Raw genomic sequence first — 20,039 nt, 5'->3', positions numbered from 1 at the left:
GTTGGCATGAGTGCGCGCACCGTGACCGGAGGTTTCCGGCCACGGCACCGATTAAAACGATTGGGGAAAATACGACTGAAGCGGCGCAACTTCAAGACTGCCCGCAGCCAGGGCTGCTATGGCGTGCGAGGCCGCGCGCGCCCCGGCGATGGTGGTGAAATGCGGCACCCCGTGCGTCAGCGCGGAACGGCGGATATCGAAACTATCCGCCACCGTCTGCGCGCCGGAGGCGGTGTTGATCACCAATTGCACCTCGCCCGAACGAATCGCATCGACGCAATGCGGCCGGCCCTCCAGCACCTTGTTCACCGCCCGCGCGGTGATCCCCGCATCGGAGAGATGCGCCGCCGTCCCCCGCGTCGCCATGATGGTGAACCCGAGATCGACGAAGCGCCGCGCAATCGAAACGATCGCCGCCTTGTCGCCATCGCGCACCGACAGCAGCACGGTGCCGCCGCGCGGCAGCTTCACCCCCGCGCCCAGCTGCGCCTTGGCGAAGGCGCGCGCGAAACTCGCATCCAGCCCCATCACCTCGCCGGTCGATTTCATCTCCGGGCCGAGCAGCACATCGACGCCGGAAAACCGCGCGAACGGAAATACCGCCTCCTTCACCGCGACATGGCTGCGCATCACGCTGTCATCGAGGCCGAACGAGGCGAGCGTTTCCCCCGCCATCACCCGCGCACCGATTTTCGCCACCGATACGCCGGTCGCCTTGGCGACGAACGGCACCGTGCGTGACGCCCGCGGGTTCACCTCGAGCACATAGACATTGTCACCCTGGATGGCGAACTGCACGTTCATCAGCCCGATCACGTTCAACGCCTTCGCCATCGCCTCGGTCTCCGAACGCAATTCGGCCACCACGGCGGGTGAGAGCGAATAGGGCGGCAGCGAGCACGCACTGTCTCCCGAATGAATGCCGGCCTCTTCGATATGTTCCATCACACCCGCGACATAGACCGTCTGGCCGTCGGCGATGCAATCGACATCCACCTCGATCGCATCGTTCAGATACCGGTCGATCAACACGGGATTGCTCCCCGAAACGATCACCGCCTCGCGCATGTAGCGCCGCAGATTGGGCAGATCATACACAATCTCCATCGCCCGACCGCCCAGCACGTAACTCGGCCGGATCACCACCGGAAACCCGATTTTCTCGACGATCGCCTCAGCCTGCGCCGCCGACCGCGCAGTACCGTTTTCCGGCTGGCGCAACCCGAGCGATTTCAACAAAACCTGGAACCGCTCACGATCTTCGGCAATATCGATCGCATCGGCCGAGGTGCCCAAAATCGCAATCCCCGCATCCTCCAGCGCCCGGCTCAGCTTCAATGGCGTCTGGCCGCCATATTGCACGATGCAGCCGAGCACCGTGCCGTCCTGCTGCTCGCGCCGGATCAGCGCAATCACGTCCTCGGCGAACAGCGGCTCGAAATACAGCCGGTCCGACGTATCGTAATCGGTCGAAACCGTTTCGGGATTGCAATTGACCATGATGGTCTCAAACCCCGCCTCACGCAGCGCGTAGGCGGCATGGACGCAGCAATAATCGAACTCGATCCCCTGCCCGATCCGGTTCGGCCCGCCGCCCAGAATAACGACCTTCCGCCGGTCGGTCGGCGCCGCCTCGCAATGCGGCACGCCAAATCCGCCCTCATACGTCGCATACATATACGATGTGGCCGATGCGAACTCGCCCGCCGTACTGTCGATCCGCCGATACACCGGCACCACGCCAAGCGCCGCGCGTTCCGCCGCGATCGATGCCTCGGCACGCCCGCTCAACTGCGCCAGGCGCTTGTCGGAAAACCCCAGCGCCTTGATCGCGCGCAGCCCGATCGCATCCTCCGGCAACCCCTCGCGCGCAATCCGCCGCTCCACCGCGACAATCTCCGCCATCTGCTCGAGAAACCACGGATCAAATTTCGACGTCGCATGAATATCCGCAACCGACAGCCCGGCCCGCAACGCCTGCGCCGCAATCAGCAACCGATCCGGCCGCGGCGTCGACAATGCGGCGCGGAACGCATCATGCGTGCCATCGCCCGGCGCCTCGACCTCATCGAGCCCGGACAGCCCGGTTTCCAGACTGCGCAACCCCTTCTGCAACGCCTCGGCGAAATTCCGCCCGATCGCCATCGCCTCACCGACCGACTTCATCGCCGTGGTCAGCAACGCCGGCGTGCCCGGAAACTTCTCGAAGGTGAAACGCGGAATCTTGATCACCACGTAATCGATCGTCGGCTCGAAACTCGCCGGCGTCACCTGCGTGATATCGTTGCGCAACTCATCCAGCGTATACCCCACCGCCAGCTTCGCCGCGATCTTCGCGATCGGAAATCCCGTCGCCTTCGAAGCCAGCGCCGATGAACGCGACACCCGTGGATTCATCTCGATCACCACCATCCGCCCATCCGCCGGATTGACGCCGAACTGCACGTTCGACCCGCCGGTATCCACGCCGATCTTGCGCAGACACGCAATCGAGGCATCCCGCATGATCTGGAATTCCCGGTCCGTCAGCGTCAGCGCCGGCGCCACCGTCACGGAATCACCCGTATGCACGCCCATCGGATCGATATTCTCGATCGAACACACAATGATGCAATTATCCGCCGCGTCGCGCACCACCTCCATCTCGTACTCTTTCCAGCCGAGCACGCTCTCCTCGATCAACACCTCCGTGGTCGGCGACGCATCGAGCCCGCTGGTGACAATCTCCAGAAACTCCTCGCGGTTGAACGCAATCCCGCCCCCCGTGCCGCCCAGCGTGAACGAAGGCCGGATCACCGCCGGCAACCCCACCAGCTCCAGCGCCGCCCGCGCCTCATCCAGCGAATGAGCAATCGCACTCTTGGGGCTTTCAATCCCGATCTCGGCCATCGCATCGCGAAACTTCAACCGATCCTCCGCCCGATCGATCACATCCGCCTTGGCCCCGATCAGCTCGACCCCATGCTTGTCCAGCACGCCCGATTTCGCCAGCGCCATCGCGGTATTCAGCGCCGTCTGCCCGCCCATGGTCGGCAACAACGCATCCGGCCGCTCCTTGATGATGATCTTCTCCACCATCTCCGGGGTGATCGGCTCGATATACGTCGCATCCGCGAGCTCAGGATCGGTCATGATCGTCGCCGGATTGGAGTTGACCAGCACAACCCGATACCCCTCCTCGCGCAACGCCTTGCACGCCTGCGCCCCGGAATAATCGAACTCGCAGGCCTGGCCGATCACGATCGGACCAGCACCGATGATGAGGATTGATTTGAGGTCGGTCCGCTTGGGCATGGTCAGTCCTTGAGTTAGACGATGAAGATAAGCAGCAGGGCTCCGCCCTGCACCCGCTGGGGCCTTGGGCCCCAGACCCCGTTAGTCAGGCGGCATGATCCGTCTCAGAAAAAGTTCAAACAACGGCACAGTAAAAGCCGTATCCCCATACGCCGGCGCATAGATCATGCCCTTGGCGATCAGATTGTTCCGCACCGGTCCCACCGTCCGCACCGGCAACCCCAATGCGTCTGCCACATCCCCCGACCGATACGGCCCCGATCCCGGCAGGCTCGCCATCGCCCGCACATAATCCTTCTCGCGCGGCGTCAGACGATCGAACCGCACCCGGAAAAAACTCTCATCAAGCCGGCGGATCGAAACCACCGTCGCCGCTTCGATATCGGCGACATCGATCGGCGACTGCCGCGCCACTTGCCAGGCCTGATAGCCCCATTCCTGGAGGTAGAACGGATACCCCTGCGTCTGCGCGATCAGCGCGGCCAGCGCCGCCGCGGTGATCCGCTCACCCTCGGCCTCGATCGGTTTACGAATTGCGTCCGCCGCATCCGCACCCGACAGCGACCCCACCCGCGGAAAATCGAACAGCCGTTCCGCGTAGGATTTTGATTTCCCGGCCAGAGCCAACACCTGCGGCAACCCGGCGCCAAACATCAGAATCGGCAACCGGTCCTGATTGATCCGGTGCAACGCCATGATCAGCGCGCTCATCTCGCGTTGCTTCAAATACTGCAGTTCATCGATCAGCAGCACCACGGTCTGCCCCCGGTCGATCGCAGCCTGGCCGACCGCCTGAAACACCGCAGGCAGATCGATCTCAAGATCGCCACTGTCCGCCGCCCCAACCTCCGGATCGATCTCCAGCGCGATCTCAGCTTCACCGTATTTCAACCGCACCGAACCCATGAAACTCTTCAACACGCGCAACCCGCGCTTCACCGCCTCCGAGAGCGTTCCCAGGCGGTCGAGCTCCAGCAACAAATGCCGTAACGGCGGTACCAGCAGATCGGGCAACGGCTTGATCTCGTGCGCCTCGATCAGAATCGTTCGACACCCCGCATCTCTTGCCATGTGATCGAATTCGTTGAGCAGCACGGTCTTGCCCACCCCACGCAATCCGACCACGATCATCGATTTAGCGGGCCGCCGCAGCTTCGCCCGCCCGATCGCAACGGATGTTTCTTCCAGCAGCCCGACCCGCCCGCTCAACTCGGGAGGCCTGGTGCCGGCGCCGGGCGCAAAAGGGTTGCGAACAGGGTTCATCGCTCAGTTATACAAAGTTTACCCGGTTATACACCAAACACCATATAACCCCGTAAACTCCCTATACGCCCTTCGCCAGCATCGCCGTGAACCGCCCGAACAAATGATGCGCATCGGATGGCCCCGGGCTCGCCTCAGGATGATATTGCACCGAAAAACAACGCTTCGCGGCGCAGGCAATCCCCTCGTTCGACCCATCGAACAGGCTGCGATGCGTCACCACAACATCCGCCGGCAAGGAGGCCTCGTCCACCGCAAACCCGTGGTTCTGGCTGGTGATCTCAACCTTGCCGGTCGCAATCTCCTGCACCGGCTGATTGGCCCCCCGATGCCCGCGCGCCAGCTTGTACGTCGTCCCCCCCAGCGCATGGGCGAGCAACTGATGCCCGAGGCAAATTCCGAACAGCGGCACCCCGGCATCGAGCACACTGCGGATCGCCGGCACCGCATACACCGCCGTCGCCGCCGGATCACCCGGCCCGTTCGACAGAAACACCCCGTCCGGCCGGTGGCGCAGAATATCCTCCGCCGAAGCCGTCGCCGGCACCACGATCACCCGGCACCCCGCACTCGCCAGACTGCGGAAAATATTGCGCTTGGCGCCGAAATCGACCGCGACCACGGTATGGCGCGGCGCCGTCTGCCGGCCGAACCCGCTCACCCGGTCCCACAGCGTCTCGGTCCACTCATGGGTCTGGGTGCACGAAACCTCGCGTGCCAGGTCCATCCCGGCCAGACCCGGCCAGTCCCGCGCACGCGCAACCAGCGCATCGAGGTCGAACTGACCATCCTGTGGAAACGCGATCAGCGCATTCGGCGGTCCATCATCGCGGATCGTGCGGGTCAGCGCGCGGGTATCGACCCCGGCAATCCCCGCCAGACCCATCCGCCGGCACCAGCGATCCAGCCCCTCCGCCGCACGCCAGCTCGACGGCGCCGTGATATCCCGGTTGATCACCAGGCCACGGGCAAAACTCGTCGCCGCCTCGATATCCTCACCGTTCGCCCCGACATTGCCGATATGCGGAAACGTGAACGTAATGATCTGCCCGGCGAACGAAGGATCGGTCAGCGTTTCCTGATACCCGGTCATCCCGGTCGAAAAACACAGCTCGGCCGGCATCCCGGCGCTGAACGCGCCGAACCCCTTGCCCCAGAACACCTGTCCATCGCCCAGCACCAGCGCCGCCGTCGCGGCATCCGGCCGCGCCGTCACCCCATCCGGCGCGCTGCCACCCGGCAGGTCCTGCAACGAAAACCCGGTCGCGGCGAGCACCGCCGGCCAGTGCCGGGCCGGAATCGCACCGGCACTGCGCCATTTGCGAACCGCTTCGGTTGAAACCATGGTAAGCCGGGCGGCCGCTTCGGCACCACCCAGACGATCGATCAGTTCAGCGATGGTTTTTGGCATGATGATGCGGTATGCCGGAAATTAAATCCGGGATCAACCAAAAACAGACTGCCCAAGGTCATTGCGGAAATAGTTTCCGCAACGCCAGGGTGATAATGGAGTGAATAGCATGAGCGCCTTACGAACCCAGATCCAGGCCGACCTGAAAGCGGCGATGCTCGCCCGCCAGCCGCTCGCCGTCTCCACCCTGCGCATGGCCGCCGCCAAACTGAAGGATGCGGATATCGCGGCCCGCCCCAAAGGCATCGATGCGATCTCTGATGAAGACATCGTGGCCTTGCTGCGCGGCATGGTGAAAACCCGCCGCGAGTCCGAAGCGCAGTACCGCCAGGGCAACCGCCCCGACCTCGCCGATCAGGAGGCCGCGGAAATCGTCATCCTCGAAGCCTACCTGCCCCGTACCCTGCAGGGCGAGGCGCTCGATGCCGCGATCGCCCAGGCCATCGCCACCAGCGGCGCCACCGGCCCGAAAGACATGGGCAAGGTCATTGCCGCGCTGAAGGCGGCCCATGGTCCTGCGCTCGACATGGCCGCCGCCTCGGCCGCAGTGAAGGCGAAACTCGCCGCACCATGAGCCTGCCGCCCAATTTTCTGGACGAATTGCGCGCCCGCACCCCGCTGGCAACGCTGGTCGCGCGCAAGGTGCGGCTCGAGCGCGCCGGGCGCGACCAGAAGGGCTGCTGCCCGTTCCACAACGAAAAATCGCCGTCGTTCTACGTCTATGACGATCACTACCATTGCTTCGGCTGCGGCGCGCATGGCGATGCCATCAGCTTCGTCATGCAGAACGAAGGGGCGACCTTCATGGAAGCGGTCGAACGCCTCGCGGCCGAGGCCGGCCTCGCCGTGCCGAAACCCACCCCCCAGGCCGCCGAAGCCGCGCGGCGCGAAGCCGACCTGTCCGATGTGCTGGAGGCGGCCGGTGCGGAATATCGCCGCCTGCTGCGCACCCCACAGGGTGCGGCGGCCCTGGCCTATCTGCGCGGACGCGGCCTGAGCGATTCCATCATCGAGCGGTTCGGCCTCGGCTGGTCCGGCGAAGGGCGCGGCACGTTGCGCGAAGCGCTCGCCCGCCAGGACATCACGCCCGCCAGACTGATCGAGGCGGGGTTGATGAAGGCGGGCGAGCGCGGCCCCGTCGATTATTTCTTCGCCCGCGTGATGTTCCCCATCCGCGACCGTCGCGGCCGCATCATCAGCTTCGGCGGCCGCCTGCTGGGCGATGGCCAGCCGAAATATCTCAACGGCCCGGAGACCGATTTATTCTCCAAGCGCCAGACCCTGTACGGGCTCGACATCGCCCGCGCCGCCGTCCGCAACGGCGCCGCACTCATCGTTGTCGAAGGCTATATGGACGTCATCGCCCTGCACGAAGCCGGCTTCACTGGCGCGGTCGCCCCGCTCGGCACCGCTCTGACCGAGGCGCATCTCGCTGAATTATGGCGCATCTCGCCGCGCCCGCTGCTGTGCTTCGATGGCGATGCCGCTGGCCGGCGCGCCGCACTGCGCTCGACCGAGCTTGCCCTGAAAGCCCTCGCACCGGATCGCGGGCTCGCCATCCTGAGGCTCAAGGAGGGTGACGATCCGGACAGTTTCGTCCGCCGCGAAGGCGCACCAGCCCTCGCAGCCCTGATCGCCGCCGCCCCTAATCTCGCCGAAACCCTATACGACATGCTGGCCGAGGGTGCCCAGCGCACCACGCCGGAAGGCCGCGCCGCATTTCGCAAACGCCTCGAAGCGGCGGCGCGCAGCATCGAGGATCGTTCCCTGGCCGGCGAATATCGCGCATCCCTGATCGACCGCCTCTATGCCGAACGCCGCCAGTCCTTCACCGCCGGCACGCAGGCCCGGCGCAACGGCGGCGGACGGCCCGCATCGCCGCACATCGTCCTGCCCCGCCCCGCGATCGATGCCGAAACGACCTCTGCGCGCCGCGCACGGCTGCTGACCGCAATTCTGCTTTGCCATCCGACACTTTTGCCCGATCTGGAGGAAGCGTTCGGCCTGCTGGCCCTGCCCGATGATTGCGCCCGGCTGCGCGATTCGATGGCAAAATGGTTTCATGCGGCAAAGGCCCTTGACTCGGACGATCTGCTCAACCATTTGACCCAATCGGGTCTGCGGGATGTGGCCGAGCCCTTGCTCGCGCTCATGCCGCAACGCGCTCCCGACAATGACGCAGCCGCGATGGCTGAGTTGGAGGCATCTTGGTACGGGATCTACGGGCTCATGAATTTGAAGCATCTGCAAGTGCAATGCGAAGAGCAAAGACTCCGTTTCGAATCTGATCCGACACCTGAAAATTTCGAGCGGCACCGCATATGCGTGATTGCCCTCAAGCGAGTCGAGCGCGGCGAATCCGACAGCGATGCCGTATTTTGACCGGAATGATGTGCGATCTCTCTCTTGCCTTGGAGACTAACGACTGATGGCGACGAAACAGGCGACCCAGACCGAAACCACCGCACCCGAGGCCGAGGCCGATACGGTCACGCTCGACATCCAATCCGCCTCGGTCAAGCGACTGATCGCGAAGGGCAAGGAGCGCGGCTACATCACCTTCGATGAGCTGAACGCCGTCCTGCCGTCCGACCAGAACAGCTCCGAGCAGATCGAAGACGTGATGTCGATGCTCAGTGAAATGGGCATCCAGGTGGTGGAGGGCGAGGAAGCCGAAGATACCGAAGCCGCCCCCGCCGCCGAAAAGGAAGAGGAAGCGGTCGAGGCCGACGAAGAAGCGCCGGCCGGCAACATCAGCGAGAGCAGCGGCAGCCGGACCGATGACCCGGTGCGGATGTATCTGCGCGAGATGGGCACGGTCGAACTGCTCTCGCGCGAGGGCGAAATCGCGATCGCCAAGCGGATCGAGGCCGGGCGCGACATGATGATCGGCGGCCTGTGCGAAAGCCCGCTGACCTTCCGCGCGATCATTTCGTGGCACGAGGCCCTCAAAGACGGCAAAATGCTGCTCCGCGATGTGATCGACCTCGAAGCGACCCAGGGCGGCGGCGATGCCGGGTTCAACCCGTCGGCACCCGTGGTCGAGGAAATCGACGACGAGGAAGAATCCGAAGGCAGCGGCATGTCGCTCTCCGCGGTCGAGGAAAAACTAAAGCCCGAAGTGTTCGAGACCTTCACCGAAATCGAGAAGCTCTACGAGAAATTCATGAAGCTCCAGCACAAACGGCTGGACGCGCTGAACGCCGGCGAGGAAGCCAGCACCCGCTCGGAAAAAACCTACGAAAAACTGCGCGACGAACTGGTCGCAAAGGTCGAGCAGGTGCGGCTGCACACCAACCGGATCGAGGAATTGGTGATCCAGTTGAAGGAGCTCAACCAGCGCATGAACGGGCTGGAAGGCCAGATGATGCGGCTCGCCGAAAGCTGCAAAGTGCCGCGCGACGAGTTTCTGAAAGCCTATCGCGGCCGCGAAATGGACCCGGCCTGGCTCGACGAAGTGGCCAAACTGCCCGGCAAGGGCTGGAAACTGTTCGTGCCGCGCTATGGCACACAGATCACCGAATTGCGCGCCCAGGTCGGCCGCATCGCCGCCGAGGCGCAACTGCCGATCGAGGAATTCCGCCGGGTCTACGCAACCGTGTCGCGCGGCGAACGCGATTCGACGCGCGCCAAAAAGGAAATGATCGAGGCCAATCTCCGCCTCGTCATCTCGATCGCCAAAAAATACACCAACCGCGGCCTGCAATTCCTCGACCTGATCCAGGAAGGCAATATCGGCCTGATGAAGGCGGTCGATAAATTCGAATACCGCCGCGGCTACAAATTCAGCACCTACGCCACCTGGTGGATCCGCCAGGCGATCACCCGCAGCATCGCCGATCAGGCCCGTACCATCCGAATTCCGGTGCACATGATCGAAACGATCAACAAGCTGGTGCGCACCTCACGCCAGATGCTGCATGAAATCGGCCGCGAACCAACACCGGAAGAACTCGCCGAAAAACTCGGCATGCCGCTCGAAAAAGTCCGCAAAGTGCTGAAAATCGCCAAGGAGCCGATCAGCCTCGAAACCCCGATCGGCGATGAGGAAGACAGCCACCTCGGCGATTTCATCGAGGACAAGAACGCGATCATACCCCTTGATGCCGCGGTTCATGCCAACCTCCGCGAAGCCGCGACGCGCGTGCTCTCCTCGCTCACCCCGCGCGAGGAACGCGTACTCCGCATGCGGTTCGGCATCGGCATGAATACCGATCACACGCTCGAAGAAGTCGGCCAACAGTTCAACGTGACCCGCGAACGCATCCGCCAGATCGAGGCGAAAGCACTGCGCAAGCTCAAACACCCGTCACGCAGCCGGAAATTGCGGAGCTTCCTCGAAGACTGAGGCGAATATGCTGGATTACGCCCGCGCCCGGCCCGGCGAAGCGATCGATCGGGTGATCGTCACGGTGACGTTCATGCGGCTCGACCGCAAACCGCCGGTCGTGTGGCTCCCTCTGCCGGCCGGCGCCGTGATCGAACCGGCGCGACGGCTCGATGTCAGCACCTACCGCGCCCTGTACGACCGCGTCGGCCAGCCATGGCTGTGGTGGCTCCGCCGGATGATGCCCGATGACATGCTGGCCCACCTGCTCGCTGACCCGGCAATCGCGGTGCACGTCCTGACCTATAACGGCGAACCCGCCGGTTTCTTCGAGCTCGACGCAACCTACTGGCCCGACATCAACCTGAGCTACTTCGGCCTGCTGCCCCAGGCGATCGGCCAAGGCCTCGGCTTCTCCCTGCTCGGCGCCGCAATCGACCGCGTGTTCGCAGGCCCAGTGCGCGGCATGACCGTGAATACATGCACCGCCGATCACCCACGCGCCCTGCCAAACTATCGCCGCGCCGGATTTCGCATCACCCGCCAAGTCAACGAAGTCTGGGACATCCCCCAAAGACTCGGCTTCACCATCCCAGATCACCTCCGCCCCGGCACGACGTGATGCCGGCCGGCTACAGGGTGTGGGGCGCCAGCAAGCAAGACGAGGGGCTTTGCCCCCTCGACCCCCACTAAGGGCTTAGCCCTTAGAACCCGCTAGTTTTAGGCAAGGGGAGGGCGCTGCCTCGGTGGTTCAGTCGATCTGGCCTGGGTCGCCCTCCCCTTGCCTAAAACTAATGGATTTTAAAGGCTCCGCCTTTAACGGGGTCCAGGGGCAGAGCCCCTGGCCTTGCTTGCCGGCGCCCCACACCCTCAAGCCGGCCGGCATCAGATTACGCCCGATCGATCTTGCGGCCGGATTCGAAGCCGATTTCGCGCGAGAGGTCGTGGACCATGCGGGCGAGGGGCGCTTTGGTGCCGGCGATCAGTTTGCCGATCGGGGTGGTGGTGCCCCATAATTTTGGCTGGGTGGGGACGGCAACATCGACCCGGCGTTTGAGTGCTTCCTCGATATGTTTGCGTTTCAACCCCCCTGCCCTGCCCTCGTGATTGAGGAGGATCGTGGGGCGTTGCGGCTGGCCGGGGTTGTTCGGAATTGCCAGCAGCCGGAGTGTATCGCGCAGCCCGGCCACACTTGGATCGAGCACGATGACCCGGTGATGGGTGAGTTCGAGCAACTCCCGCTGCGACTGGAGTGGCAGGGCCGGCAGGTCGACCACGACGAAATTGTAGCGGAATCGAACCGCATCGATGATGCGCCGCGCGGCACCGACCGGTGCATCGGGCTCGGACGCCAGATGGGGCCGGGCGCCGAGCACCGCGAGCCGATTCTGCACGGGTACCGCGGCATCGAGGAATACTTCGGTCGGGGTCCCTTCCGTTTCGGTCAGGAGGTCACCGAACGATCGGTGGGGTTCGACGCCGAACCGATCGAGCGCCACGCCGATGAACGGATTGGCATCGAGCAGTAACGTGTGGCGGTTGGACTCGACGCCAAGGAACCATGCCAGCGCACAGGCGACCGTGCTGGCACCGACGCCGCCGCGTGCGCCGGTGATTGCGACGACGCGGCCGCCGCGCGTCGCATCGACGATGTGGGAGTCATTGGTGATCAGCGAGGCAAAGTAGCGCGCGACCATTTCGCGGGTGATCGGCTTGAAGATGTAATCGACCGCGCCGATCTGGCGGCTGATCGAGCGGTATAATTCGACATCGTCGATCTCGCCGAGCACCAGCACGCTGATCGAGGGTTCGATGACATCGCAGAGGGCGGCGAGCGATTGCAGCGGCTGATCGTCACCGGCGATGTCGATCACCAGGATCTGCGGTGCGGCCAGGCGCATCATTGCGGTGATCGCGGTCTTGATGGTGCCGCGCCGGATATCGGCGGTGTTGGCGATGCCGTTCTGGGCCAGGTCGTTCAACCCATCGCGCAGCACGGTTTCGCTGTTCGCATCCGTGACGAAGCCGAGCACCGTGAGTTGGTCCGGGCGCCGACGGACCGGCTTGGCAGGTTGTCCGCTACGGACGGCAAGGGCTTCACTCATGGATCTTGCTCCCCTGCCCGCTCATCAGTGCGGCACCGATGGCACGAAGGTCACCCAGGCTGAGAGCGCGATGGCGACGCCATAGGGGATCGATCCGTTACGCCGTGCGCGCCATTGCTCGGCGCGCCAGACCCGCGCGATCCAACGGCGCGAGCGCGGCAAAGCGGCGATCGGAAGCGTGCTGCGGACCAACAGGCGCAACACCAGATAGGCGAGCGCCACACCGCCGCCGCACAGGATGACGCGGAGCGAAAACAATCCCTGCGCCGCGGCGCTGGGCGGGATCAGCAGGGAGCAGGCGGTCCAGAATTTGACGTCGCCCCCGCCGATCAGGCGCAACAGCCAGGCACCGGTCAGCACCGTGAACATCAGGAGCGTGACCGCGATGCCGGGCAGCAGATCGTGATCGAGGAGCCGAAACGGCAAAGCCAGCGCGATGACGGCGGCGCTGAGGCGGTTCGGGATCAGCCGGACCGAGATGTCGCAGGCCGCCGCATAGAGCAGGCACGCGGCGATCAGCCCGGTCCATGCCTGGGTCAGGTCGCTCACGGTCGTACGGCGTGCATTAGGTGGTTGCGCATCGGGCCGTGATGCGGAGACGGGGCCGATGCCATGGGCGGGATAATGACCATGGCATCGGGTTTAACCGATAGACATTAACAAACGATGATCAGGCGACGGTAAACCGGCTGTCGATATTGCCGCGCGTGGCGTGGGCGTAGGGGCAGACGATTTCGGCCTTTTTCACCAGATCTTCGGCCTGCGCCTTGTCCATACCGGGGATCGAGACGGTCAGATGGGCGGTGATGCCGAAGCCGGCGCCATCGTCGCGCGGGCCGATGCCGATGTCCGCGGTAACCTTGGTTTCGGGCGGCACCTTCACCTTTTCCTGGCCCGCGACGAATTTCAGCGCGCCGAGGAAGCAGGCGGAAAACCCGACCGCGAATAATTGCTCGGGGTTGGTACCGGGGCCGTTGTCGCCGCCGAGTTCCTTCGGCGTGCTCAGATCGAGATCGAGCTTGCCGTCATCGGTCGAGCCATGGCCGGTGCGCCCGCCGGTGGCGTGGCCGTGGGCGTGATACAGTGTTTTCATTGCGATGACCTCCTTGGTTTATGGCCCGCGAGAGATCAGGACGATGCGCCTGTCATGCAAGGGGGCGACCGGGTGCCGCGGCGGCATGGCCCATCGGGCCGTGGCCGGCACCAAACCCCGGCGCGGCGCGCAGGGCGGCTTGCAGGAAAGCCTGCGCGCGGATGATCGCCGCCGGCAGATCGAGCCCCTCGGCCAAGCCGAGCGCGATGGCGCTGGCCAGGGTGCAGCCGGTCCCATGGGTGTGGCTTGTGTCGATGCGCGGTTGGGGAAAGGATTGGACATCATCGGGCGTGATCAGCCGGTCGATCAGCACGCTGGCATCGAAATGCCCGCCTTTCAACAGGACCGCGCGAGCCCCGCGATCGCACAGGAGGCGCGCCGCCGTGATGGCATCGGCGGGCGTGTCGATCGTGCGGCCGGAGAGTTTGGCGGCTTCGTGGCGGTTGGGGGTGATCAGGGTCGCCAGCGGCATCAGGTCGCGCAGCAGGATTTCCGCCGCATCGGGGTCGAGCAGGTCCGTGCCGCTGGTGGCGGCGAGGATCGTGTCGAGCACGATCGGCAGGGATCGCGGCAACGGCACCAGGGCGGCGGCGATGGTTTCGACCATCGCCGCACTGCCGAGCATGCCGATCTTGATGGCATCGACGCCGATATCGGCCAGCACCATGGCGATCGCGCGGCCGACCATGGCGGGCGGGATCGGCGTGATCGCGTGGATCGCGACGGTATCCTGCGCGGTGACGGCGGTGATCGCGGTCATGGCATAGCCGCCCAGCGCGGTGATGGTCTTGATGTCGGCTTCGATGCCGGCGCCGCCGCCGCTGTCAGAGCCGCCGATCGCGAGGATGCGCGGCGGGTTCAATCAGGCCACGGCTGGGGCCGAAGCCGCCTCGATCACGGCGCAGAGTTCATCGACGATGGCGACGATCAGCGCTTCGTCCTCACCCTCGGCCATCACGCGGATCAGCGGTTCGGTGCCTGAGGCGCGGATCAGCAGGCGGCCGGTGCCTTCGAGGCGTTTTTCCGCTTCCGCCTGGGCGGCGAGCACGGCGGCGCTACGCAGCGGCGAAGCCCCCTGGTAGCGCACGTTGCGCAGGCGTTGCGGCAGTGGATCGAACAGGCGGCAGACCGCGCTGGCCGGCCTGCCGTCGCGCACCAGCACCGCGAGCACTTGCAGCGCGGCGATCAGACCATCGCCGGTGGTGGCGAAATCGGACAGGATGACATGGCCCGATTGTTCGCCGCCGAGATTGAGGCCACGGGCGCGCATGGCTTCGGCGACGTAGCGATCGCCGACCGCGGTGCGGTGCAGGCCGAGGCCGAGGCCGGCGAGGTAGCGTTCGAGCCCGAGGTTGGACATCACGGTGGCGACGACTTCGGTGCCGGCGAGCCGGCCATCGGCCTGGAAGGCGCGCGCGATCAGGGCGAGGACCTGATCGCCATCGATGACGGTGCCGCGTTCATCGACCAGGATGACGCGATCGGCATCGCCATCGAGGGCGACGCCGAGATGGGCGCCGTGCTCGATCACCGCGGCCGAGAGGAAGCCCGGCACGGTCGAGCCGCAATCCTTGTTGATGTTGAACCCATCCGGATTGATGCCGAGGGGGATTACCTCGGCGCCGAGTTCCCACAGCGCGGCGGGGGCGACCTTGTAGGCGGCGCCGTTGGCGCAATCGAGCACGACGCGCAGCCCATCGAGCCGCAGGCCGCGCGGCAGGCTGGATTTCGCGGATTCGATGTAGCGGCCGCCGGCATCGACCAGACGGATGGCGCGGCCGAGCGAGGAGGCATGGGCCAGACGGTCGCTGAGGTCCTGCGCCATCAGGTCTTCGATTTCGGACTCGGTTTCATCGGAGAGTTTCGCGCCGTCCGGGCCGAACAGTTTGATGCCGTTGTCTTCGAACGGGTTGTGCGAGGCGGAGATCACCACGCCGAGATCGGCGCGCAGGCTGCGGGTGAGCATGGCGATGGCCGGGGTGGGCAGCGGGCCGGCGAGCGTGACATCCATGCCCGCGCCGATGAAGCCGGCGGTGAGTGCCGGCTCCAGCATGTAGCCGGACAGGCGGGTGTCCTTGCCGATGATGACCTGGTGGCGATAGGTGCCGCGGGTGAACAGCAGACCGGCGGCCTGGCCGAGCTTGAGGGCGATTTCCGCGGTCATCGGGGCGACGTTGGCGCGGCCGCGAATCCCATCGGTGCCGAACAGGCGGCGGGGGCGGGTTTGGGGGGCGATCTGGTTCATGGCCGGAGCGAAGTCCTTTTCGGTTCGATAATCAAGCCGGTTCGAGCGCCTGGGATACCCGCAGCGCCTGCACTGTACCGGCGACGTCGTGCACGCGGAGAATGGCAGCACCGTGGCGGGCGGCGAACAGGGCAGCCGCGAGCGAGGCAGGGTCGCGCGCGGCGGGTTCGGCCACCTGGGCGATGTCGCCGATGAAGCGTTTACGCGAGACGCCGACCAGGATGGGGTGACCGAGCGCACACAGCCGATCGAGCCCGCGCAGCAGGGTGATGTTCTGGTGGGCGATTTTGGCGAAGCCGAAGCCGGGGTCGAGCGCGATGGCGGCGGGTGCGATGCCGGCGGCGATGGCGGCGTCGCGGCGGGCGGCGAGTTCGTCGGTCACTTCGGTCAGGAGATCGGCGTAGTGGGCCTGGCAGTTCATGGTCGCGGGGGTGCCGCGCATGTGCATCAGGATGACCGGGCCGCCGCGCTCGGCGAGCAGCTTGGCGGAACGTTCGTCGTGGCGGAGGGCTGAGACGTCGTTGATGATGGCGGCCCCGGCATCGAGGGCGGCGGCCATGGTGGGGGCGTTGCGGGTATCGACCGAGACCACCACGCCGGCTTCGGCGAGCGCGCGGATGATCGGGATGATGCGCGCGGCTTCGATGTCGGGCGGCACCGGGGTGGCGCCGGGGCGGGTCGATTCACCGCCGATGTCGATGATGGCGGCGCCGGACGCGCGCATGGCGAGGCCGTGGGCGATGGCGGCGGCGGGATCGGGGTGGGCACCGCCATCCGAAAAACTGTCCGGCGTGAGGTTGAGGATGCCCATCACGAGCGGGGCGGTCAGCGGCAGTCCGGCCCAGTGCGGGATTGGAGATTGGGTGGGATGATCCGGCATGGGGCGGGCATAACCGGATTTTTCGGGCGCGCCAATCAGAGGGGCGGCATGGTGAGGCTGCTGGCCGATCCGCTGTTGGCGGAGGTGCCGAACAACGAGGTGTCGTGGTGGTGATGGTTGGCCGATGAATTGGCGGTCAGGCCGTGATTGGTGGCCTGGAGTTGCGCGAGGGTTGCCTGCAGGGCAGCGGCGAAGCCGGGTTTGGCGGTGGAAGCCTGGCCGCCGGCATAGGCGATCGGCTGCGCGGCGACGGCGGTGACGGGAAGCATCATGGCGGGCTCTCCTTAAGATGAATGATAATTCGGTAGGCAAGGACGGGCTTTGCAGATAACGTGCCAGCGTCGGTGCGGCCGTGCGCCTTGGTTCGCCTTGGATGCCACCCGGCCGAAACGACCCACCCGGCATGATGTGCCGGGCAGCAACTGCCTAGTCATTGAAACAGCCGGATGAAACTGCCGAGTCAGATCGATCTTTTGAACGCTCTTGCGCCGCGCTACGGCACGGCGCTGACGCGCGATGTGGTATATGGGCCGAACCCGTATCACCGGCTTGATATCTATCGGCCGGCGCGGCAGCGCGCGCCGCTGCCGGTGGTGGTGTTTTTTTATGGCGGGTCGTGGCAGAGCGGCGCGCGGGCGGAGTATCGGTTTGTCGGTGCGGCGCTGGCGCGGCTCGGGTTGATCGTGGTGGTGCCGGACTATCGGCTGTATCCGGATGTGCGGTATCCCGATTTCATTCATGATGCCGCCAAGGCGACGGCGTGGGTGTTTGGCGAGATTGGCGCCTATGGCGGCAATCCGGAGGCGGTGTTCGTCGCGGGGCATTCGGCGGGGGCGTATCTGGCGATGATGCTCGCACTGGCGCCGGAGTATCTGGCGGGGGCGAAATCGGACCGGCGGTTGCTGGCCGGGGCGATTGGGCTGGCGGGGCCGTATGATTTTCTGCCGATCACCGGGCCGGTGTATCGCAAGATTTTCGGGCACGCGGCTGATCTGGTGGATACCCAGCCGATCGCGCATGTCGATGCCGAGGCGCCGCCGTGCCTGTTGGTGACCGGGGCGCAGGACCGGCTGGTGGCGCCGGCCAATACGGCCTCGCTGGCGGCGAAGCTACGGGCGGCGGGGGCGAGCGTGGATACCAGGATCTATCCGGGGATCGGGCATATCCGGTTGCTGCTTTCGACCTTGCCGCCGCTGAACCTGGCGACACCGGTGCTTGCGGATATCCGCGCGTTCGTGGCGCAGACGGTGCGGGCGCGGCTCGCGGCGGCGGTGGCGCGGCCGCGCGATATGGCCGGGCCGGCGAATCCGGGCTAACATTTGCGCATGGGTCAGTCGAACGCTGTTTTATATATCGGGAGCCGGCGGTATTCCTCGTGGTCGCTGCGGGGGTGGCTTGCGGTGCGCTGTGCGGGGATTGCGGTGGAGGAGCGGGTGATTCCGCTGTCCGGCGGGCATACCGCGGCGGTGCGGGCGGCTTCGCCGTCCGGGTTCGTGCCGTATCTGGAGCATGATGGCGCGCGGGTTTGGGACAGTCTGGCGATATTGGAATATTGCGCGGAGATTGCGCCCGGGCTGTGGCCGGGCGAGCGCGTGGCGCGGGCCCATGCGCGGGCGATCAGTGCGGAGATGCACAGCGGGTTTCGCGAATTGCGGATGGCGATGCCGATGAATTGCTGCCGGCGTTATCCTGGCCTGGGTATTACGCCGGGGAGTGCGGCGGATATCGAGCGGATCGTCGCGATCTGGGCTGAGGCGCGGGCGCGGTTTGGTGGGGCGGGGCGGTATTTGTTCGGCGAGGCGTTGACCGGGGCGGATATCATGTTCGCGCCGGTGGTTTCGCGGTTTTTGACGTATGAGCCGGTGCTGCCTGCGGTGGCGGTGGATTATATGGCGGCGGTGCGGATGCATCCGCTGGTGGTTGCGTGGTATGATGGTGCGGCGGGTGAGCCGGCGTCCTGGATGATCGACAAATATGAGGCGGTGACATGAAATTTCGTGGTGTGATGACCGCGGGCCTGGTGTTGTGCGGGGCGGCGGTGATGCCGGCCTTGGCGCAGGGTGACGATACGGTGCCGCTGGGCATTACGGTCAAGCACGGCTGGACGCGGCAGACGACCGAGGCGGGCAAGACGACGCCGGCGTATTTCACGATCCATAATGCCGGGACGGCGCCGGATACTTTGGTTTCGACCAGTTGCCCGATTGCGCATCATACGCTGCTGCTCGATCGGTCGGGGCAGCCAGTGGGGGGGTTGGTGATCAAGCCGGGTGAGACGCTGACGCTGGCGCCGGATCAGACGCATTTGATGCTGCAGCAGAACCGGTTTCGGTTTTATGCCCATGCGATGATTCCGTGCAGCGTCGATTTTCTCGATGCGGGCAAGGTGATTTTGTATCTGCATGTCGAGCCGGACGGTGCCAAGGGGTATGAGCAGGCGCGCCGGCCGATTGTGAAGAACTGAGGGGAAGCCAGCATGGTCGAAAAACTGACGGATGCGGCGCGGGCGGCGCTGGTGGATTTGCTGCCGGCGTGGAGTTTTGCGCAGCAGGCCGAGGGCGGGCTGGATGCGATCGAGCGGAAATTCGTGTTCAAGGATTTCGCGGCGGCGTTTGCGTTCATGACGCGGGTGGCGCTGTTGGCGGAGGCGCATGACCATCATCCGGATTGGTCGAATGTGTATAACCGGGTGTCGATCCGGCTGTCGACGCATGAGGTGGGCGGGTTGTCGGAGCGGGATATCAAGTTGGCTGAGGCGATTGATATGATTGGGTAGCGGAAGGAAGGCTTCTTTTTTGGAAAAAAGAAGCAAAAAACTTTCTGACCCTGGGGCACGGGCGTTTGAATCGGCACGGGCCCAAATTAACAAAGTTTTTTTTGCTTCTTTTTTGTTCACAAAAAAGAAGACCTTGCCTTCCCTTTTTGTGCTTTTTGTTACGCTATCGCAATGAATAGGACGTGCGAAATCACGGCCCCTTCCGCCAGAGTTTTTTGACGTTGAAGGAGGGGATGAACGGCTGGTGCCAGGGTGGCACGGGCGGTGGGGGTGGGCCGAGGATATCGCGGAGTTGTTCTGGTGTGAAGTCGATGCTGCCGTCCGGGTTGATTTTGTATTGGTCCATGAAGCTGGGCTGGCGCTTGGGTTTGCGGGGGCGCTTGGGCCGGGGCTTGGTGGCGCTCGGGTGTTTTCGGGGGCGTTTCAGATAGTCGGGCAGGCGGATGCCGAGCATGTGGCAGAGCGGGCGCAGGGCGCGGGCGGTGGCGGGGTGGGTGGCGATGAGTTCGGTGGTTTCCGCGAGGGTGAGGAGGTGCTCGATCTGGCTGATGTAGCTGTTGGTGTTGCAATGCGGCACGACGCGGCGGACCCAGCCGAAGCTGCGCGGCAGGGTGGGCGGCGGGCCGGGGAAATAGGCGGCGGGCC

The 20,039-nt window shown here is 64.9% G+C and carries 18 protein-coding genes and 1 pseudogene; 8 read left to right on the top strand and 11 right to left on the bottom strand.

Going from position 1 to position 20,039, the window contains the following annotated elements; all coding sequences use genetic code 11:
- Window positions 1–51: 51 nt before the first annotated feature.
- From carB to carA, 3 genes are all read right to left on the bottom strand, one after another.
- Window positions 52–3,294 (bottom strand): carbamoyl-phosphate synthase large subunit, encoded by a 3,243-nt coding sequence (gene carB, locus BW994_RS13140; protein ID WP_029314713.1) that lies wholly within the window; start codon window positions 3,292–3,294, stop codon window positions 52–54.
- Window positions 3,295–3,375: 81 nt separating this feature from the next.
- Entirely contained in the window at window positions 3,376–4,557 is a 1,182-nt protein-coding gene (locus BW994_RS13135) for an ATP-binding protein (protein ID WP_029314715.1), read from the bottom strand.
- Between the two features lie 61 nt (window positions 4,558–4,618).
- Complete coding sequence (carA, locus tag BW994_RS13130; RefSeq protein WP_029314716.1) at window positions 4,619–5,968, bottom strand: glutamine-hydrolyzing carbamoyl-phosphate synthase small subunit; 1,350 nt, start codon at window positions 5,966–5,968, stop codon at window positions 4,619–4,621.
- 109 nt (window positions 5,969–6,077) lie between these two features.
- Here carA and BW994_RS13125 point away from each other — a divergent pair, with 109 nt between their 5' ends.
- The 4 genes from BW994_RS13125 to BW994_RS13110 are packed head-to-tail and all read left to right on the top strand — an operon-like array spanning window position 6,078 to window position 10,917.
- Complete coding sequence (locus tag BW994_RS13125) at window positions 6,078–6,542, top strand: GatB/YqeY domain-containing protein (protein WP_029314718.1); 465 nt, start codon at window positions 6,078–6,080, stop codon at window positions 6,540–6,542.
- A complete protein-coding gene (dnaG, locus tag BW994_RS13120) occupies window positions 6,539–8,350 on the top strand; it encodes a DNA primase (protein WP_029314719.1) in 1,812 nt (603 codons plus the stop codon). The genes BW994_RS13125 and dnaG overlap by 4 nt, the downstream gene beginning before the upstream one ends.
- Before the next feature lie 46 nt (window positions 8,351–8,396).
- The gene (gene rpoD / locus BW994_RS13115) at window positions 8,397–10,316 is read left to right on the top strand and encodes an RNA polymerase sigma factor RpoD (RefSeq protein ID WP_029314721.1); all 1,920 of its coding nucleotides are present in this window, start codon (window positions 8,397–8,399) and stop codon (window positions 10,314–10,316) included.
- Between the two features lie 7 nt (window positions 10,317–10,323).
- Window positions 10,324–10,917, top strand: a complete 594-nt coding sequence (locus BW994_RS13110) for a GNAT family N-acetyltransferase (RefSeq protein ID WP_029314723.1) — start codon at window positions 10,324–10,326, stop codon at window positions 10,915–10,917.
- Window positions 10,918–11,185: 268 nt separating this feature from the next.
- On the opposite strand, the gene BW994_RS13105 is transcribed toward BW994_RS13110, so the two are convergent.
- The 7 genes from BW994_RS13105 to BW994_RS13075 all read right to left on the bottom strand — a co-directional run bounded on the left by BW994_RS13105 (window position 11,186) and on the right by BW994_RS13075 (window position 16,890).
- Entirely contained in the window at window positions 11,186–12,400 is a 1,215-nt protein-coding gene (locus BW994_RS13105; protein WP_029314113.1) for an AAA family ATPase, read from the bottom strand.
- A 24-nt stretch (window positions 12,401–12,424) separates the two neighbouring features.
- Window positions 12,425–12,949 (bottom strand): A24 family peptidase, encoded by a 525-nt coding sequence (locus BW994_RS13100; protein ID WP_051657650.1) that lies wholly within the window; start codon window positions 12,947–12,949, stop codon window positions 12,425–12,427.
- A 121-nt stretch (window positions 12,950–13,070) separates the two neighbouring features.
- Window positions 13,071–13,493 (bottom strand): organic hydroperoxide resistance protein, encoded by a 423-nt coding sequence (locus BW994_RS13095; RefSeq protein ID WP_029314110.1) that lies wholly within the window; start codon window positions 13,491–13,493, stop codon window positions 13,071–13,073.
- 52 nt (window positions 13,494–13,545) lie between these two features.
- Complete coding sequence (gene thiD / locus BW994_RS13090; protein WP_029314109.1) at window positions 13,546–14,355, bottom strand: bifunctional hydroxymethylpyrimidine kinase/phosphomethylpyrimidine kinase; 810 nt, start codon at window positions 14,353–14,355, stop codon at window positions 13,546–13,548.
- The gene (glmM, locus tag BW994_RS13085) at window positions 14,356–15,738 is read right to left on the bottom strand and encodes a phosphoglucosamine mutase (RefSeq protein ID WP_029314108.1); all 1,383 of its coding nucleotides are present in this window, start codon (window positions 15,736–15,738) and stop codon (window positions 14,356–14,358) included.
- A 31-nt stretch (window positions 15,739–15,769) separates the two neighbouring features.
- Window positions 15,770–16,618: a dihydropteroate synthase gene (gene folP, locus BW994_RS13080; RefSeq protein ID WP_051657649.1), complete on the bottom strand. Its 849-nt coding sequence runs from the start codon at window positions 16,616–16,618 to the stop codon at window positions 15,770–15,772.
- A 35-nt stretch (window positions 16,619–16,653) separates the two neighbouring features.
- Window positions 16,654–16,890, bottom strand: a complete 237-nt coding sequence (locus tag BW994_RS13075; protein ID WP_035231661.1) for a hypothetical protein — start codon at window positions 16,888–16,890, stop codon at window positions 16,654–16,656.
- Window positions 16,891–17,064: 174 nt separating this feature from the next.
- Here BW994_RS13075 and BW994_RS13070 point away from each other — a divergent pair, with 174 nt between their 5' ends.
- The 4 genes from BW994_RS13070 to BW994_RS13055 are packed head-to-tail and all read left to right on the top strand — an operon-like array spanning window position 17,065 to window position 19,394.
- On the top strand, window positions 17,065–17,934 hold the full coding sequence (locus BW994_RS13070) for an alpha/beta hydrolase (protein WP_051657648.1): 870 nt from the start codon (window positions 17,065–17,067) through the stop codon (window positions 17,932–17,934).
- A 9-nt stretch (window positions 17,935–17,943) separates the two neighbouring features.
- The gene (locus BW994_RS13065) at window positions 17,944–18,609 is read left to right on the top strand and encodes a glutathione S-transferase family protein (protein WP_029314105.1); all 666 of its coding nucleotides are present in this window, start codon (window positions 17,944–17,946) and stop codon (window positions 18,607–18,609) included.
- Window positions 18,610–18,623: 14 nt separating this feature from the next.
- Complete coding sequence (locus BW994_RS13060; protein WP_217696462.1) at window positions 18,624–19,082, top strand: copper chaperone PCu(A)C; 459 nt, start codon at window positions 18,624–18,626, stop codon at window positions 19,080–19,082.
- 12 nt (window positions 19,083–19,094) lie between these two features.
- Window positions 19,095–19,394: a 4a-hydroxytetrahydrobiopterin dehydratase gene (locus tag BW994_RS13055; protein WP_029314103.1), complete on the top strand. Its 300-nt coding sequence runs from the start codon at window positions 19,095–19,097 to the stop codon at window positions 19,392–19,394.
- A gap of 190 nt (window positions 19,395–19,584) precedes the next feature.
- Here the strand turns inward: BW994_RS13055 and BW994_RS19700 are convergent.
- Window positions 19,585–20,039: pseudogene (locus BW994_RS19700) on the bottom strand (hypothetical protein); the annotation flags it as partial.

Source organism: Acidiphilium rubrum, assembly GCF_900156265.1.
GTDB classification, from domain to species: domain Bacteria; phylum Pseudomonadota; class Alphaproteobacteria; order Acetobacterales; family Acetobacteraceae; genus Acidiphilium; species Acidiphilium rubrum.
This window is presented reverse-complemented; position numbering and strand designations above follow the sequence as displayed.

Excerpts from the sequence above, each read along its gene's own strand:
- BW994_RS13135 (WP_029314715.1), bottom strand. The coding sequence starts at position 4,557 with ATGAACCCTGTTCGCAACCCTTTTGCGCCCGGCGCCGGCACCAGGCCT.
- BW994_RS13105 (WP_029314113.1), bottom strand. The coding sequence starts at position 12,400 with ATGAGTGAAGCCCTTGCCGTCCGTAGCGGACAACCTGCCAAGCCGGTC.
- rpoD (WP_029314721.1), top strand. The coding sequence starts at position 8,397 with ATGGCGACGAAACAGGCGACCCAGACCGAAACCACCGCACCCGAGGCC.
- glmM (WP_029314108.1), bottom strand. The coding sequence starts at position 15,738 with ATGAACCAGATCGCCCCCCAAACCCGCCCCCGCCGCCTGTTCGGCACC.
- BW994_RS13065 (WP_029314105.1), top strand. The coding sequence starts at position 17,944 with ATGGGTCAGTCGAACGCTGTTTTATATATCGGGAGCCGGCGGTATTCC.
- folP (WP_051657649.1), bottom strand. The coding sequence starts at position 16,618 with ATGCCGGATCATCCCACCCAATCTCCAATCCCGCACTGGGCCGGACTG.
- BW994_RS13070 (WP_051657648.1), top strand. The coding sequence starts at position 17,065 with ATGAAACTGCCGAGTCAGATCGATCTTTTGAACGCTCTTGCGCCGCGC.
- BW994_RS13075 (WP_035231661.1), bottom strand. The coding sequence starts at position 16,890 with ATGATGCTTCCCGTCACCGCCGTCGCCGCGCAGCCGATCGCCTATGCC.
- carA (WP_029314716.1), bottom strand. The coding sequence starts at position 5,968 with ATGCCAAAAACCATCGCTGAACTGATCGATCGTCTGGGTGGTGCCGAA.
- carB (WP_029314713.1), bottom strand. The coding sequence starts at position 3,294 with ATGCCCAAGCGGACCGACCTCAAATCAATCCTCATCATCGGTGCTGGT.
- BW994_RS13110 (WP_029314723.1), top strand. The coding sequence starts at position 10,324 with ATGCTGGATTACGCCCGCGCCCGGCCCGGCGAAGCGATCGATCGGGTG.
- BW994_RS13125 (WP_029314718.1), top strand. The coding sequence starts at position 6,078 with ATGAGCGCCTTACGAACCCAGATCCAGGCCGACCTGAAAGCGGCGATG.
- BW994_RS13055 (WP_029314103.1), top strand. The coding sequence starts at position 19,095 with ATGGTCGAAAAACTGACGGATGCGGCGCGGGCGGCGCTGGTGGATTTG.
- BW994_RS13060 (WP_217696462.1), top strand. The coding sequence starts at position 18,624 with ATGACCGCGGGCCTGGTGTTGTGCGGGGCGGCGGTGATGCCGGCCTTG.
- dnaG (WP_029314719.1), top strand. The coding sequence starts at position 6,539 with ATGAGCCTGCCGCCCAATTTTCTGGACGAATTGCGCGCCCGCACCCCG.
- BW994_RS13095 (WP_029314110.1), bottom strand. The coding sequence starts at position 13,493 with ATGAAAACACTGTATCACGCCCACGGCCACGCCACCGGCGGGCGCACC.